This is a genomic window from Pseudomonas sp. CP-1, assembly GCF_021213715.1.
In the GTDB taxonomy this organism is placed as follows: domain Bacteria; phylum Pseudomonadota; class Gammaproteobacteria; order Pseudomonadales; family Pseudomonadaceae; genus Pseudomonas; species Pseudomonas aeruginosa.
In genome coordinates this window covers 39,665-55,321 of the sequence record NZ_JAJQKY010000011.1, presented here as the reverse complement: position 1 = coordinate 55,321, position 15,657 = coordinate 39,665, and the positions used below count along the sequence as shown (strand labels likewise).

At 68.6% G+C, this 15,657-nt stretch carries 8 protein-coding genes; 6 read left to right on the top strand and 2 right to left on the bottom strand.

Features of this window, described 5'->3' with window-relative positions; translation table 11 throughout:
- Positions 1-7: 7 nt before the first annotated feature.
- Positions 8-820, bottom strand: coding sequence for a MerR family transcriptional regulator (locus tag LT948_RS20950; RefSeq protein ID WP_003091701.1), 813 nt, complete (start codon positions 818-820; stop codon positions 8-10).
- 311 nt (positions 821-1,131) lie between these two features.
- Between LT948_RS20950 and LT948_RS20945 the strand changes: the two genes are divergently transcribed.
- The 3 genes from LT948_RS20945 to LT948_RS20935 are packed head-to-tail and all read left to right on the top strand — an operon-like array spanning position 1,132 to position 4,682.
- Entirely contained in the window at positions 1,132-2,007 is an 876-nt protein-coding gene (locus LT948_RS20945) for a M24 family metallopeptidase (RefSeq protein ID WP_003138275.1), read from the top strand.
- The gene (locus LT948_RS20940; RefSeq protein WP_058176423.1) at positions 2,004-3,782 is read left to right on the top strand and encodes an SDR family oxidoreductase; all 1,779 of its coding nucleotides are present in this window, start codon (positions 2,004-2,006) and stop codon (positions 3,780-3,782) included. The genes LT948_RS20945 and LT948_RS20940 overlap by 4 nt, the downstream gene beginning before the upstream one ends.
- 12 nt (positions 3,783-3,794) lie before the next feature.
- Entirely contained in the window at positions 3,795-4,682 is an 888-nt protein-coding gene (locus LT948_RS20935) for a metal-dependent hydrolase (protein ID WP_003091705.1), read from the top strand.
- A gap of 341 nt (positions 4,683-5,023) precedes the next feature.
- Here the strand turns inward: LT948_RS20935 and LT948_RS20930 are convergent, their stop codons facing one another.
- The gene (locus LT948_RS20930; RefSeq protein WP_003091706.1) at positions 5,024-5,629 is read right to left on the bottom strand and encodes an ATP-dependent Clp protease proteolytic subunit; all 606 of its coding nucleotides are present in this window, start codon (positions 5,627-5,629) and stop codon (positions 5,024-5,026) included.
- A gap of 481 nt (positions 5,630-6,110) precedes the next feature.
- Here LT948_RS20930 and LT948_RS20925 point away from each other — a divergent pair, with 481 nt between their 5' ends.
- From LT948_RS20925 to LT948_RS20915, 3 genes are read left to right on the top strand one after another with little or no spacing between them, the layout of a single operon-like run.
- On the top strand, positions 6,111-13,169 hold the full coding sequence (locus LT948_RS20925; protein ID WP_033989505.1) for an amino acid adenylation domain-containing protein: 7,059 nt from the start codon (positions 6,111-6,113) through the stop codon (positions 13,167-13,169).
- Positions 13,166-14,332 carry an FAD-dependent oxidoreductase gene (locus LT948_RS20920; protein WP_003091709.1) on the top strand — a complete coding sequence of 389 codons (1,167 nt, stop codon included), beginning with the start codon at positions 13,166-13,168 and terminating at the stop codon, positions 14,330-14,332. Before LT948_RS20925 ends, LT948_RS20920 begins: the two co-directional genes overlap by 4 nt.
- Positions 14,329-15,657: a condensation domain-containing protein gene (locus LT948_RS20915; RefSeq protein ID WP_073657387.1), complete on the top strand. Its 1,329-nt coding sequence runs from the start codon at positions 14,329-14,331 to the stop codon at positions 15,655-15,657. The genes LT948_RS20920 and LT948_RS20915 overlap by 4 nt, the downstream gene beginning before the upstream one ends.

Below are 15,657 nucleotides of genomic sequence, written 5' to 3'. Positions count from 1 at the left end.
AGAAGAGTCAGGAAGGCTTTTCCAGCTTGCGCAGCATCTCGCCGACACGCTCGCCGAGCATTTCGTTGGCCGACAGCTTGAGGCCGCGCGCCAGTTCCACCTGGACCACGTGTTCCGCCAGCGGGCGCAGGCGCAGGAACACCTTGGCCAGCTCCTGCAGGTCCGGCGCCCCGGGCAGCAGGTCGGTGCCGCGGCCGTCCACCAGGTGGGTGACGATCAGGCGGACGATCCCCGCCGCCAGGTGCTCGGTGTCGCTACGCAACTCGCCGAGGTGATCGAGCAACGCCTCCAGCGGGATGCCGCTGCGGTACAGCTCCAGCCCGGCCTGGAACAGCCGCGGACTGGGGATCTTCATGCACTCGCCGTCGAACAGCAGCAGGCCCAGCGCCTGGGCCTTGTCGATCACCCGGTCGTTCAGTTCGTCGCCGAAGATCGCCCGGAGTTCGTCGAAGCCGATGCTGCCGGGCGTCTCCAGGTTCCACTCGCCGATGATCGCCTGGTCCAGGCCGAGCACGTGGTCGAGGTCGCGGCCCTGTTCCCAGGCCTCCAGCAATTCCTTGATGTTGGCGCTGGAATAGCCGCGTTCGAGCAACTGGTTGATCAGCCGCAGGCGCTTGAGATGGCTGTCGAAATACACGCCGACCCGGCCGCGCCGCTCCGGCGGCGGCAGCAGGCCGCGGTCCTGGTAGGCACGCACGTTGCGCACGCTGCTGCCGGCCGCGCGCGCCAGTTCGTCGACACTGTATTCGCGGGCATCCTCGGCGGACGGCTGCTCGCCACGTTGCAGCAGGCGCTGCAGGAGGGTCAGGGGTGTGCTCATGGAGGCGGATCATAACGAGGCCCGCCGAACGGCCACAACCTCCGGGGGTGCAACGCTCTTTGCCGGCGTCGGGATGCGCGGGCGCCAACCAAAGACTGGACTCGTCGGTCAGCCGCTCCTCCGGCACCGCCGCCACAACCCGGGGGAAACGTCCCGAGCCTTCTGCCCCGGGCCTTCCGGCGCCGGTAGCAAGTGCCGTAACACCGGCGTGAAGAGACTTCCCAGGGCTGGCGCAACGCCTGCTTATGGGCCAGCATCAACCATGCCATCGATCAATGTCACAATAACGACAAGCCAGCCTGGAGAGAGCCATGTCCCAAGGCGCCTGGGTACCCACTCCCGACGATCTCGATCACTTCCGCCAGGTCCAGCGACTGGCCTATACCTGCTGCGAAACCATCCACGGCGAACTGCGCCCCGGCATCAGCGAGAGGGAAGCCGCGGCGCTGATGAAGACCTGGCTGCAGGATCACGGCGTCGACGACTGGTTCCACCAGCCCTTCGCCTGGTTCGGCAGCCGCACCTCGTTCAAGGGCTTCGACGGCCTGCGTCATCTCGGTGGCTTCAACCTGGCCTTCTACCCCGGCAAGCAGCGCCTGGAGGAAGGCATGCCGTTCATCCTCGACTGCGCGCCGACCCTCGGCGCCTATACCGCCGATGTCGGCTACTCCGGCGCGCTCGGCCACAACCTGTTGCAGGAGCGGCTGATGGACGACCTGCTGATACACCGACGCACCATCCTCGACCTGGTCCGCGAACGGCGCCCCCTGGCCGAAGTCAGCCAGGCGGTCGACCGGCTCTGCGTGATCCAGGGCACCCTGCCACGGCACAAGGCCTATCCCTTCGAAGTGCTCGCCCATCGCGTGGAAAAGCTCGGCAACCGCCGCGGTCCCTCGGTGGCGCGCTTCGGCGTGCGCAACCTGTACACCCTGACGCGCAACGCGCTGGTCACCGGCAAGCGCGAAGGCTGGTCGCCGCTGTGGTCCAGCGGCAAGCGCTCCGAGCACCCGCCGACGCCCGGTCTCTGGGCGGTGGAGCCGCACCTGGGGCTACGCGGGGTGGGCGCCAAGTTCGAAGAACTGCTGGTGGTCACCGAAGACGACGCCTACTGGCTCGATGACGACCTGCCGCACGTCCGCCGCTGGCAGGCGCGCGGCCTGCTGCCGCAAGCACGGGAGGCCGCATGAACGCGCTCCTCGCCCTCCCCGACCTGCAGCCGGAACGGCTGTTCGTGCAGTCCGGCGACGTGCGCCTGGCGGTTCATTGCTGGGGCGCGCCGGACAACGACAAGCCGACGCTGCTGATGGTGCATGGCTACCCGGACAACCACGAGACCTGGCTGCCGCTGATCCGCCAACTGGCTGGGCGCTACCGCATCGTCGCCTACGACGTGCGTGGTGCCGGCGCTTCGGACAAGCCACGCTGGAGCCGCGACTACCACCTGCAACGGCTCAGCGAAGACCTGCAGGCGGTGATTCGCGCCACCAGCCCGGATCGCCCGGTGCACCTGCTGGCCCATGACTGGGGCTCGATCCAGACCTGGGAAAGCGTCACCGATCCGCAGTGCCGCCCGCTGATCGCGTCCTATACCTCGATCTCCGGGCCCTGCCTGGACCATGTCGGCTTCTGGATGCGCGAACACCTCAGGCAGCGCAGTCCGAAGGCCCTGAAAGCGCTATTCGGCCAGTTGCTCCACTCCTGGTACATCGCCTTCTTCCATACCCCCGTCGTACCCGAGCTGCTCTGGAGCGTCGGCCTGGCCCGGCTCTGGCCGCAGTTCCTGAAGCGCGCCGAAGGCGTCCGCCATCCACAGGTCAACCCGACCCAAGCCAGCGACGGCCGGCACGGGGTCAAGCTGTACCGCGGCAACTTCATCCGCAGCCTGTTCCGTCCGCGCAAGCGCCACACCGAAGTGCCGGTGCAACTGATCGTACCGACCCGCGACCGTTACGTCGGCGCCCAGCTGTTCCAGCACCTCAGCCTGTGGGCGCCACGCCTGTGGCGGCGCGAGGCGAGCGTCGGCCATTGGCAACTACTGGCAGAGCCGGAGCAACTGGCCGGCTGGCTTGGCGAGTTCATCGACGCCCAGGAAACCGGCGAGTCGCCGCCGGCCCTGCAACGCGCACAGGTCCGCCCCGACGCGCGCTCGATGAGCGGCAAGCTGGTGGTGGTCACCGGCGCCGGCGGCGGCATCGGCCGTTCGACCCTGCTCAGCTTCGCCGAGCGCGGCGCCAGCCTGCTCGCCGCCGATCTCGACCTGGAAGCCGCCGAACGCAGCGCCGAACTGGCCCGCGCCCTTGGCGCCACGGCCCATGCCTACCAGGTCGACGTCGGCGATACCCAGGCCATGGAGCGCTTCGCCGAGTGGGTCCGCGATACCCTCGGAGTCCCGGATGTGGTGGTCAGCAATGCCGGCATCGGCATGGCTGGGCCGATGCTCGACACCTCGCCTGCGGAATGGGAGCGCCTGCTGCGGGTCAACCTGTGGAGCGTGATCGATGGCTGCCGCCTGTTCGGCCGGCAGATGGTCGCGGCGAACAAGCCGGGGCACCTGGTCAATGTCGCCTCCGGCGTGGCCTTCGCGCCGTCGCGCAACTACCCCGCCTACGCCACCAGCAAGGCCGCGGTACTGATGCTCAGCGAATGCCTGCGGGCGGAACTGGCCGGACGTTCGATCGGAGTCACCGCGGTGTGCCCGGGCTTCGTCGATACCGGCATCGTCCAGGCCACCCGCTTCGTCGGCATGGACGCCGAACGCCAGGCGCGGCGCCAGGCGAAGATCCAGCGCTTCTACAAGCGACGCCGGCTCAGCCCGGACACCGTCGGGGAAAAGCTGGTGCGCGCCGTGGAGCGCAACAAGGCGGTGGTCTCGGTGGGCAGCGAGGTGCACCTCGGCGCCCTGCAATGGCGCTTCGCGCCCTGGGCCACGCGGTTTCTCGCGCGCTTCGACCTGACTTCCTGAGAGCCTCCTGCCATGAGCGAATTCCACCACAAGCTGGTCCAGCGCAAGGTCCGCTTCGACTTCAGCGATACCCCCCTGCACTGGGTTCCCGGCGAAGCGGAAGCGTCCCAGGTGATGAACGTCCTGCACATGCTCCTGCCTTCGGGCGAACTGTGGTTCTGCCGCCTCTACAACAAGGCCCTGCCGTTGGTTAGCGACGCCCGCCTGCGCGACGACGTGCAGGGTTTCATCCGCCAGGAAGCGATGCATTCGCGGGCCCACGACGGCGCGATCCAGCGCTACCTGAGCAGGTTCGACATCGACTCCAAGCCGTTCACCGACAAGATGGATTTCCTTTTCGAACGCCTGCTCTGCGACTACCCGCTTGGGCAGAACCGCCTGACCCGCGCCCTCGACGGCTGGTGGCTGCGCCAGCGCTGCGCGATCATCGCCGCGGTGGAGCATTTCACCTGCGTGCTCGGCAAGTGGGTGCTGGAGGCCCGGGAGCTGGATCGCCGCGGCAGCGACCCGGTGATGCTCGACCTGCTGCGCTGGCACGGCGCCGAGGAAGTCGAGCACCGCAGCGTCGCCCACGACCTGCACGTGCACCTGGGCGGCAGCTTCGTCACCCGGCAACTGACCATGCTGTTGGTCATCGCGATACTGGTCTACCTGCTCGCCGACGGCACCCGCACCCTCCTCGACCAGGACCCGAGCCTGCGCGGCGCCAAACGCCAGGGATTCCTACGAACCTGGTGGCGGCTCGGCAAGCAGGGCCTGCTGCCGAACCTCGCGCACACCTTCCGCGACGTCGCCCGCTACTTCAATCCCTGGTACCACCCCGAGCACGAGGCGAATACCCAGGAAGCCCTGGAATACCTGGCCAACTCGCCGGCGGCCCGGCGCGCGGCGAACGCCTGAAAACAATTCACTGGAAATACCGGCAAGCGCCGCGGAAGCTGGAACTTTCCCGGCGCTTGTCCATTGTTACGTCAGGTCGAGTCAAACAAGCCGGCAGACGGAAGGTAATTTCCATAAGCCTGAAAAATGGCGCTCGATAGAATGATTGAAAATAACGGGCGCGCGACGTGAGACTTTGCAAAAGCCAGCCACTCTTGCCGATAGCACTTTGAAAGCAAGCAAAATAAAAGTAAGAAAAGTTACCCTATCGATCGGAAATTAAAGAAAGAAAAGCGAGCGAGAAGAGAATCGAGAAATACGCTCTTCGCGCCCGCCTTCGTATTTATCCGGCCTGCGGAAACTCACTGGCCAGGCAGCGTGATCTCCCGTTCCGAAACGATGATCTTGTTGACCAGGCCGTACTGCACGGCTTCTTCCGCGTTCAGCCAGAAGTCGCGCTCGGTGTCGGCGCTGATCTTCTCCGGCGTCTGCCCGGTGGCTTCGGCGAAGATCCGGTCGAGGCGTTCCTTCATCCGCACGATCTCGCGGCGGTAGATCTCGATGTTGCTCGCCGGCCCCTGGATGCCGCCCGACGGCTGGTGCAGAAGGAAGCGGGTATTGGGCAGCGAATAGCGGTTTTCCTTGTCCGCCGCGGCGTAGATCAGCGCGCCGGCGCTGGCTACGCTGCCGGAACCGATCATGATGACCTTCGGTGTGATGAAGCGGATCGCGTCGAAGATCATGTCGCCGGACTCGACGTGGCCACCCGGGGAATTGACGAACATGTAGATCGGATCGTCGCTGATCGAGGCGAGGATATGCAGCTGCTGGACAACGTCCTTGGCCATCTTCTCGTCGACCCCGCCGGTGACGAACACCTTCCTGACCTTGAGCGCGTACTCCATCAGCTTGGCGCCGATAGCGCCGTGGGAGTCGCCGCCTTCGCGGTCCTTGTCATCGGTTTTCATGCAACCTCCTGGAACTGTTGGTAATCCATCCGGCAAACCTTTCAGGGCATGCGTTCGTTGTTCGCCAGGGCGCGGATATATATCCGTTAATGCGCCTCTTCCGAGCGGCCCATTATGCATCAGCCAGACACTTTCGAAAGGCTTGCTTCAACTTCGAAAAGACCGGCGAAGGTAATCTCGTGAAGCATAGCCATGCAGGGCCGCGACGCACGTTTCCCGGAACCTAACAGATTTGTAAGTTGCCTCGTAAATACCTACCAGAATTAACAGTTAACAACGCGATTACCCTGCAAGAATTAACAGCTATTTCTTCGAGCCTGCCAAAAGTAATAGTACACCCCGCTCTTGCTTCGGGTGCCGCCGCTTCCCTGCCAACCACGCTGGCTACGGCGCGCTGAAACGTCGACGGGTGGAACCTGTCCGGCGAGGCGTGCGGTGCCCGTGTTCGCCGAATCGATGGATTGTTGAAGAGGACGCAGGGATGGTTCGTTTCGCTCGCTTGCCGCTATCGCCCTACCAACGGGACATCTGGGTCGCCGCCGCGCAGTTTCCGGAACTCGACCAGTACACCATCTTCAGCTACGACCGCTTCACCGGCGAGGTCGATACCCAGGCCCTGGAACGGGCGCTGCTGCAGGCGGCGCGAGACACCGAGGCGTTCCGCCTGCGCCTCGGCGAGACGGACGGTACGCCGTACCAGTGGCTGGACACGGATGCCGAGTTCGAGGCGCGCCACGTCGACCTGCGCGCCGACCGCGACCCCGAGGCCGCCGTGCGATCCTGGTTGCGCGACGCCTTCCGCCACGCCTACCCGCTGGACGGCCGCAGCCTGGTGGACCTGGCCCTGCTGCATAGCGACCAGGCGCTCTACGTCTACGTGCGCACCCACCATATCGTCAGCGACGCCTGGGGCCTGCAGCTATTCCTCAGCCGGGTGCGCGCCGGCTACCTGGGCGAGCTAGGCGAGCCACAGGCGCAGATGCCGACGGCTTCCCTCCTGGCGCAACTCGAGACCGACGACTACTCCGGTTCGGAACAGTACCGCGGCGACCGCGCCTATTTCGCCGACGCCCTGGAGGGCCTGGAGCCGGCCCTCTTCACCCGCAGGCGCCCGGCCGGGCTGCGCCGCACCGCGCGCCACAGGCTGACGCTGGAACGCACACTGCTCGACGCGATCCGCGATCGTGGCGAATCGCCCTTCCTGTTCCTCTCCGCCGCCGTGGCGCTGTACCTGGCGCGGATCCACCAGAACGACGACGTGGTCCTCGGCGTACCGGTGCTGAACCGCGCCGACCGCGCGGCCAAGCAAGTGGTCGGGCACTTCGCCAATACCCTGCCGCTACGCATCCGCACCGCGCCGGAACAGACCGTCGACGAATTCCTGGCGCAGTTGCGCGAGGCGACCCGGACGCTGCTGCGCCACCAGAAGATGCCCCTCGGCGACCTGTTGCGCGGCGCCTCGCCACTGTTCGACACCACCCTTTCCTACATGCGCTGGCCCGCCGCCCAGGCGATCCCGAACGCCAGCGTCGAGACCGTGGCGCAGACCCACGCCCATGACCCGGACGCGTTGGCCATCTGGGTCTCCGAGTTCGACGGGCACAGCGACGCGCAGGTGGATTTCGAATACGCCTGCGATGTGTTCGACGCCGACTTCCCCATGGACGCCGCGGCGCGGCATATCGAAACCTTCCTGCGCGCCCTGGTGGAGGGCGGCGAGCGCCGCCTCGGCGAACTCGATCCGCTGTCGGCCGCCGAGCGCGAGGAACTGATCCACACCCGCAACGCCACCGACCAGGCATTCCCCGAGCAGGCTACCCTGCCCACGCTGTTCGCCGAGCAGGTGGCACGCACCCCGCAACGCACCGCGCTGCTGGAAGCCGACGGCGGCACGCTCAGCTATGCCGAGCTGGACGCCAAGGTCCAGGCCGTGGCCGACGCCCTGCGCGCAGCGGGTGTTAGCGCCGACGAGCGGGTAGCGCTACTGGTCGCCCGCGGTCCCCACCTGCTGCCGGCTATCCTCGGCGTGCAGCGCGCCGGCGGCGCCTATGTGCCGATCAATCCCGACCATCCCCTGGAGCGCGTCCGCCTGCTGCTGGAAGACTGCGGCGCCCGCGTGGTGCTGGTGGACGAACGCGCGGCGACACTCGGCGAGAGCCTCGGCGAGACGCGCGTGCTGCACCTCGAACGCCTGCCGCAGAGCACCGGCGACCTGCCGGCGGCCAACGTGGCGCCCAGCGACCTGGCCTATGTCATCTATACCTCCGGTTCGACCGGCGTGCCCAAGGGCGTGATGGTCGAACACCGCTCGGTGGTCAACCGCCTGAACTGGATGCAGCGTCGTTATCCGATCGGCGAACGCGACGTGCTTCTGCAAAAGACTCCGGTGACGTTCGACGTATCCGTCTGGGAACTGTTCTGGTGGAGCTTCACCGGCGCCCGCCTGTCGCTGTTGCCGCCCGGCGCCGAGAAGGACCCGCGGGAAATGCTGCGGAGCATCCAGCGCGACGCGGTCACGGTCATCCACTTCGTGCCGTCGATGCTGACGCCGTTCCTCGACCTGCTCGACGGCGACCCGACCGCCCGCGCGGCGGCAAGCTCGCTGCGCCTGGTGTTCTGCAGCGGCGAAGCCCTCGCGCCGTTGCAGGTCGCGCGCTTCCGCCGGCTGTTCGGCGACGCCGTGCGACTGGTCAACCTGTACGGGCCGACCGAGGCCACCGTCGACGTGTCCGACCATGAGTGCGCCAGCGACAACCCCACGCGGGTCCCGATCGGCCGGCCGATCGACAACCTGCGCCTGTACGTCCTCGACCGCGCGCTCAGGCCGCAGCCCCTCGGCGCCGTCGGCGAGCTATATATAGGAGGCGTCGGCGTCGCCCGCGGCTACCTGAACCGGCCGGAGTTGAACGCCGAGCGCTTCCTCGCCGACCCCTTCGTCGCCGGCGGCCGTCTCTACCGTACCGGCGACCTGGCCCGCTGGCTGGCCGACGGCAACCTCGAATACCTCGGCCGCGCCGACGACCAGGTGAAGATCCGCGGCAACCGGGTCGAACCCGACGAAGTACGCGACCGCCTCGCCGCGCTTCCCGGCGTACGCGACGCCGCGGTCGTGGCACGCGATTCGGCGGTACGCGGCACGCACCTGGTCGGCTACTACGTGGCTGCGGCGGAACTCGACGCCGGTCAATTGCGCGCCGGACTTTCGGCGACGCTGCCGGACTTCATGCTGCCAGCCTTCTTCGTGCGCATCGACAGCCTCCCGCTCAGCGCCAACGGCAAGCTCGACCGCCGGCAACTGCCGGCACCGCCGGAACAGGTGGCGGCGGTTGCGCCGCGCACGGCGACCGAGGCCGAACTGGCGGCGGTGTGGGCCGATGTCCTCGGCGTGGCGGAGGTCGGCGTGCACGACGACTTCTACGCCCTCGGCGGCGACTCGATCCTGATGCTGCGCATCCGCGCCGCCGCACAGCGGCGCGGCCTGGGCTTCGAACTCGCCGACCTGATGCGCAACCCGACGGTGGCGGGTCTTGCCGAGCGCCTGGTGCGTCCGCGCGCGGAGCGAAGCTACCAGCCGTTCGAACTGGTTTCCGAAGTCGACAAGCCGCGCCTGGAAGGGCTGGAGGACGCCTTCCCGACCAGCCGGCTGAGTCTCGGCCTGCTCTTCCATAGCCGCCAGCGCCCCGACTCGTCGGTCTACCACGACGTGTTCCACTACCGCTTCGATCTGGCCTGGGACGAAGCCGCGTTCCGCCACGCGCTGGACCGGGTGGTCGCCGCCTATCCCGCGCTGCGTTCGTCGTTCGACCTCAGCGGCGCATCCGAACCGCTGCAACTGGTGCATGCCCAGGCGCGCAGCGAACCGCTGATCCTGGACCTGCGCGGCAACCCGGAGGCCGGGACGGTGCTCGACGAGCACATCCGCCAACGCCGCTTCCATCGCTATTCGCTGCAACAGCCCGGGCTGTTCCTGTTCGCCGCGTTCGTCCGCGAGGACGGCCTGGACCTGGTGTTCAGCTTCCACCATGCGATCCTCGACGGCTGGAGCGTGGCCAACCTGATCGTCGCGCTGGTCGCCGCCTACCGTGGCGAGCCGCTGCCGGGCCCCGCGCCGGCGCTGGCCTGCCATGTCCGCGAGGAGCTGGCCGCGCTGGCTTCGCCGGCCGCCGTGGGGTACTGGACCGGGCTGCTGGAGGGCGCGAGGATGACCCGCCTCGACGGCTTCGGCGCCCACGAGCCGCAAGCCGCGCAAGGTCCGGCCAGCCATCGCGAAGCGCTGCCGGACGGGCTGCTCGAACGACTCAAGGCCACTGCGGCGCAACGCGGACTGCCATTGAAATCGCTGCTGCTCGCCGCCCATTGCCTGACCCTGCATCTGTTCTCCCGCAGCGACAGCGTGGTCACCGGCGCGATCAGCAACGGCCGCCCCGAACTGCCCGACGCCGACCGCATGGTCGGCCTGTTCCTGAATACCGTGCCGGTCCGCTCGGAGATTGCCGGGTGTAGCTGGATCGAGGTAGCCGATGCGCTGTTCCGCCAGGAGCGCGACGGACACGCCCACCGCCGCTATCCGCTCAGCGCCATCCAGCAGATCGTCGGCGACGAACTGAGCAGCGCCTTCAACTACGTCAACCTGCATGTCCTCGAACCGCTGTGGCAATTGCGCGACTTCCGCGTCTGGGAAGAAACCAACTTCGCCCTGCTGGTCAACGTGATCGCCACGCCCAGCGACGGCATGTACCTGCGCATCGACAGCGACGGCCGCGGCATCAGCCGCAGCCAGGCCGCGCTGATCGGCGCGACCTTCGTCGAGCTCCTGTGGCGCCTCGCCGAGCATCCCGACGAAGCCGCCGACTTCGCCTTCCTCGCCCCTCGCCGCGACGCCGCTTCCCAGCCCGAGCCGCTGGTCGACGTCGTCAGCCTGTTCGAACGCCAGGTCGAGGCGCTGCCGGGCAGCGCCGCGCTGGCCTTCGAGGAGCAACGCTGGACCTATCGCGACCTCGACCATGTGGCGCGCTGCGTGGCCACCCGCCTGGTCCGCGCCGGCGCGCGCCGCGGCGATGCGATCGGAGTGGCGCTGAACCGTTCGCCGGAGATGATCGCGACGATCTGGGGCATCCTGCGCGCCGGCCTGGTCTGCGTGCCGCTGGACGTCAGCTATCCCGCGCAGCGCCTGGCGCTGATCCTGGAGACCGCACAGCCGTTCCGGGTGGTCGCGCATCCCGAGCACGCCCATGTCGCCGCGGCGGAACGGGTGCTGCCGGTAGAGGAACTGGTCGCCGACATCGAGCCCGAGACCTTCGCCGCGCCGCAGCTCGACGAACTGGCCATGCTGCTGTTCACCTCCGGTTCCACCGGGCGGCCGAAGGGCGTCGAGCTTAGCCACCGGATGTGGGCCAACTACACCCAGTGGCAATTGCGCGTCGCCAGCGGCGTACCGGGGCTGCGCACCCTGCAGTTCGCGCCGCTGAGCTTCGACATGGCCTTCCAGGAGATCTTCTCCACGCTGTGCGGCGGCGGCGAGCTGCAACTCATCTCCAACCGCGAGCGGATGGACCCCTCCGCGCTGCTGCATGTCCTCGAACGCCGCCAGGTCCAGCGCGTGCTGTTGCCCTTCGTCGCCCTGCAACGCCTCGCCGAGGCCTCCAACACCCTGGGCGTACGCCCCGGCGCCCTGCGCGTGGTGGTGTCCTCCGGCGAGCAGTTGCGCATCACCGAAGACGTCCGCACGTTCTGCGCGGCGATGCCCGGGCTGCTGCTGGAGAACCAGTACGGTCCCACCGAGACGCACCAGGTCACCTACCACTCGCTGAGCGGCGATCCGGCGCACTACCCGGACCTGCCGCCGATCGGCCGGCCGCTGGACGGGGTCGAGGTGCAGGTGCTCGACGCCGCGCTGCGCCCGGTACCGGTCGGCGTTACCGGCGAGCTGTACTTCGGCGGCGACTGCCTCGCGCGCGGCTACCACCGCGCCCCCGAACTCACCGCCGAGCGCTTCGTCGAACATCCCTGGCGCCCCGGCGCCAGGCTCTACCGCACCGGCGACCTCGGGCGCATCCTCGGCAACGGCGAGATCGTCTGGCTCGGCCGCGCCGATACCCAGGTCAAGGTCCGCGGCTTCCGCATCGAGCCGGCCGAGGTCGAGCTGGCGATCATGCGCCAGGCCGAGCGCCAGCCGGGCCTGCGCGGCGCGGCGGTGGTGGCTCGCGAGCGCCAGGGCAACGATGCATTCCTCGCTGCCTTCCTGCTCGGCGAGCCCGAGGCGGTGGATCTCGCCGAACTGAAGCAGGCGCTGCGCAGCGAACTGCCGGAACACATGGTGCCGGCGCACTTCGCCTGGGTCGACGGCTTCGCCCTCACTCCCAGCGGCAAGCGCGACGACGCCGCCCTGCGCGCGCTGCCGCTGGAGCACGGGTCGAACATCGAGTACCTGGCCCCGCGCGACGACTACGAGCGCACCCTGGCCGGACTCCTCGGCGAGTTGCTGGATCGTCCCCGGGTAGGCATCCGCGACAGCTTCTTCGACCTCGGCGGCACCTCGCTCAGCGCGATGCGCTTCATGCTGCTGATCGAGAAGCGCTATGGCGTCGACCTGCCGATGGCCGCGCTGATCGAGACGCCGACCGTGGAGGGCCTGGCCGAACGCCTGCGGGAACGCTCGGCGGTGCGCGCCTTCGACCCGCTGGTACCGATCCGTGCCGGCGGCAGCCGCCCGCCGCTGTTCCTCGTCCACCCGCTCGGCGGCCACGTACTCTGCTACCTGCCGCTGGTCCGCGCACTGCCGCCGGACCAGCCGGTATATGCCCTGCAGGCGGCCGGCACCGGCCAGGGCAGTACGCCGCTGGCGGTCCTCGAGGACATCGCCGCCAGTTACCTCGCGGCGATCCGCCGGGTGCAGCCGGAAGGCCCCTATTACCTCGGCGGCTGGTCGTTCGGCGGCTTCGTCGCCTACGAGATGGCCCGGCAACTGCGCGCGCTCGACCCGCAGGCGGTCGCCCAACTGATCGTGCTCGACTCCATCACCGTCGACCGCAACCACGCCGGCAGCGCCAGCGACGAAGCCCTGCTGCTGTTCTTCTACTGGGAACTGGTCTGGTTCGAGCGCAGCGACGAGGAGGTCGAGCCGCTGCCTGAAGGCGCGAGCCTGGAGCAGAAACTCGACCACATCGTCGAACGCGCCATCGAGGCCGGCGTACTTCCCGCCGGCACCCCGCGCGCCACCGTGCAGCGGCTCTACGAGCTGTTCCGGGCGAGCTGGCAGGCACTCATCGGCTATCGCCCGGAAGTCAGCGACCAGGACATGACCCTGCTGCGCGCGGACGGCCCGCTGCCGCTGGCGCTGAAGCCGATGCACGACGCCGCCGGCACCCACTACGGCGACCCGAAGAACGGCTGGCAGCACTGGACCAGCGGCCGCCTCGATGTGATCGACGTACCCGGCGACCACCTGGTGCTGATGAAAGAACCCTATGTCGAGACGGTCGCGGCAGAGATCGCCGCGTTACTCGAACCCTCCACCTCCAGCGAACGGACCCGCCCATGAGCAGACACCCCCTGAAGATCGTCATCGCCGGCGCCGGCATCGGCGGGCTCGCCGCGGCCGCCTGCCTGAAGGCCGCCGGCTTCGAGGTCGAACTCTACGAGCGGGCCAGGGAGCTGCGCGCGGTCGGCTCGGCGCTGTCGCTGATGCCCAACGCGCTGACCGCCCTGGAGAGGGTCGGCGTGCGCCCTGACCTTACCCGCGCCCAGGCCTTCGACTCGCTGCGGTTCCTCACCCGGCGCGGGCGACCGATCCGCGCCATCGACTTCGGCGGCCTGGCCCGCCAGCTCGGCCAGCCGAGCCTGGCGATCCACCGCGCGAGCCTGCAGCAGGCGCTGCTGGAACAGGCCCGCGACTGCCGCATCGAACTGGGCGTGAGCGCCACCGGCTACCTGCGCCACGCCGACGGCGAAGGCGTCACCGTGCTCTGCAGCGACGGCCGCGAAGTGCACGCCGACGTGCTGATCGGCGCGGACGGCTTCAACTCGGCGATCCGCGCCACCATGACCGGCCCGGAGCGTCCCACCGACTGGCACTACGTGATCTGGCGCGCCACGCCGGCGTTCCGCCATCCGAAGGTGACGCCGGGCTACGTCGCCCATTACTGGGGTCGTGGGCAGCGCTTCGGTCTCGCCGACATCGGCGAAGGCAACGTCTATTGGTGGGGCACCCGCAACATGCCGGCCGAACAGGCGAAGGACTGGCGCGGCGGCAAGGCGGGCATCCAGCGCCTCTACGCCGGCTGGGCCGACGAAGTGCAGGCGGTCATCGAGGCGACCCCGGAGGCCGACATCAGCAGCCTGCCGGCCCAGGACCGACCGTTCCTGGAGCGCTGGGGCGACGGCCCGGTGACCCTGCTCGGCGATGCCGCGCATCCGATGTTGACCAGCCTCGGCCAGGGCGCTGCCATCGCCATCGAAGACGCCGCGGTGCTGGCCCACTGCCTGGCCACCATCGACGACCCGCAAGCCGCCCTGCGCGCCTACGAGAACCGCCGTCGCGACCGCGCCAGGGCGATGGTCGAGACCTCGCGGGCGCTGAGCCGCATCGAGCAGTTGGAGCATCCGCTGCGCACCGTCGCCCGCGATCTCTACTTCCGCTTCGCTCCGGAGCGAACCTTCGCCCGGCAGAACGAACTGGCACTGACCTTCCCAGGAGTCGAATGATGGCCGAGATACGACGCCCGCTGTCCGCGGTGGAACGCTGGTACTGGCTCAGCGACCAGTTCTCCGCGCTGAACGTGATTTCCCGGGTGCGGGTCCATGGCCGGTTGTCCATCGACGACCTGCGCCGCGGCCTCGACGCGTTGCAGGCGCGTCATCCGCTGCTGCGCGCGCGGATCGAGCACGATGCCGGGCTCGATCCGCGCTGGGTGCCCTGCGAGCGGCCCATCCCGCTGCGCGAGGTGCGCGGCGGCGGCGAGGAGCAATGGCTGCGGGAAATCAACGAGCGCGAATTGCCGGAACGCATCGATCCGGACAGCGGGCCACTGATCCGTACCGTGGCGATCGCCACCGACGCCGGCGCCCACGACCTGCTGGTCGTGGTACCGCACATCATCGCCGACGGCACTACCGTGCTGACCCTCGCCGAACAATGGCTGACCCTGGCCGCCGACCCCGCCGCGCAACCCTGGACCGCCAGCGCCCTGCCGCCGGCGGAGGATCTGCGTCCACGCCGCTTCACCGGCGACGAAGGCGCGGCGCGCCTGGCCGAGCAGACCGCCCAGGACGAAGCGCTGGTCGGCCGCCACCGCCCGGGCCGGATCGAGCCGAGCCACCCGGTGCCGCTGGAAGCGCGGCGTACCCGCCTGCTGCACCGGGAGCTGGACGGCGCGCAGCTGGAACAGCTGCAACGACGCGCCCGCGAACACGGCACCACGGTACACGGCGCGCTGACCGCGGCGCTGGCCATCGCCGCCGGCCACGACCACCAGCGCCGCCCTAGCCACATCGCCATCGGCTCGCCGATCGACTTCCGCGACGAACTGGAGCCGCCGGTGCGCCCCGACGAAGTAGGCACCTACGTCGCCACGGTACCGGTGGTGCTGGACATCGCCCGGCCGTTCTGGGAGGTCGCCCGCGCGCTCACCGACGACCTCGGCGAACGCCGTCGCCAGGGCCATCATTTCAACCTGGTCACCCTGGTCGCCAGCGCTGCGCCGCGCTGCATGGCCGACGCGCGGCCATTCATGGCCTTCATGGAAGCCGAAGGGCCGATCAACCTGTGCTCCTCCAACATCGGTCGCTATCCGTTCCCCGAGCGGATCGGCGCCTTGCGCCTCTCCGACGCGCAGTTCCTCACCGGCATCTCGGTGAACGGCTACTTCGTGGCCGCCATCAACTCCAGCCATGGCCGGCTGTTCTGGAACTTCACCTACATCGACGAAGCGGTCCCCGGCGAACGCGCCGAACGCCTGGCCGAAGATTGCCTGGGCACCCTGCTGTCGGCGATCCACGCCCCCCAACGATCCGCCCTCGAGGAGCAATGA

Excerpts from the sequence above, each read along its gene's own strand:
- LT948_RS20950 (WP_003091701.1), bottom strand. The coding sequence starts at position 820 with ATGAGCACACCCCTGACCCTCCTGCAGCGCCTGCTGCAACGTGGCGAG.
- LT948_RS20945 (WP_003138275.1), top strand. The coding sequence starts at position 1,132 with ATGTCCCAAGGCGCCTGGGTACCCACTCCCGACGATCTCGATCACTTC.
- LT948_RS20940 (WP_058176423.1), top strand. The coding sequence starts at position 2,004 with ATGAACGCGCTCCTCGCCCTCCCCGACCTGCAGCCGGAACGGCTGTTC.
- LT948_RS20935 (WP_003091705.1), top strand. The coding sequence starts at position 3,795 with ATGAGCGAATTCCACCACAAGCTGGTCCAGCGCAAGGTCCGCTTCGAC.
- LT948_RS20930 (WP_003091706.1), bottom strand. The coding sequence starts at position 5,629 with ATGAAAACCGATGACAAGGACCGCGAAGGCGGCGACTCCCACGGCGCT.
- LT948_RS20925 (WP_033989505.1), top strand. The coding sequence starts at position 6,111 with ATGGTTCGTTTCGCTCGCTTGCCGCTATCGCCCTACCAACGGGACATC.
- LT948_RS20920 (WP_003091709.1), top strand. The coding sequence starts at position 13,166 with ATGAGCAGACACCCCCTGAAGATCGTCATCGCCGGCGCCGGCATCGGC.
- LT948_RS20915 (WP_073657387.1), top strand. The coding sequence starts at position 14,329 with ATGATGGCCGAGATACGACGCCCGCTGTCCGCGGTGGAACGCTGGTAC.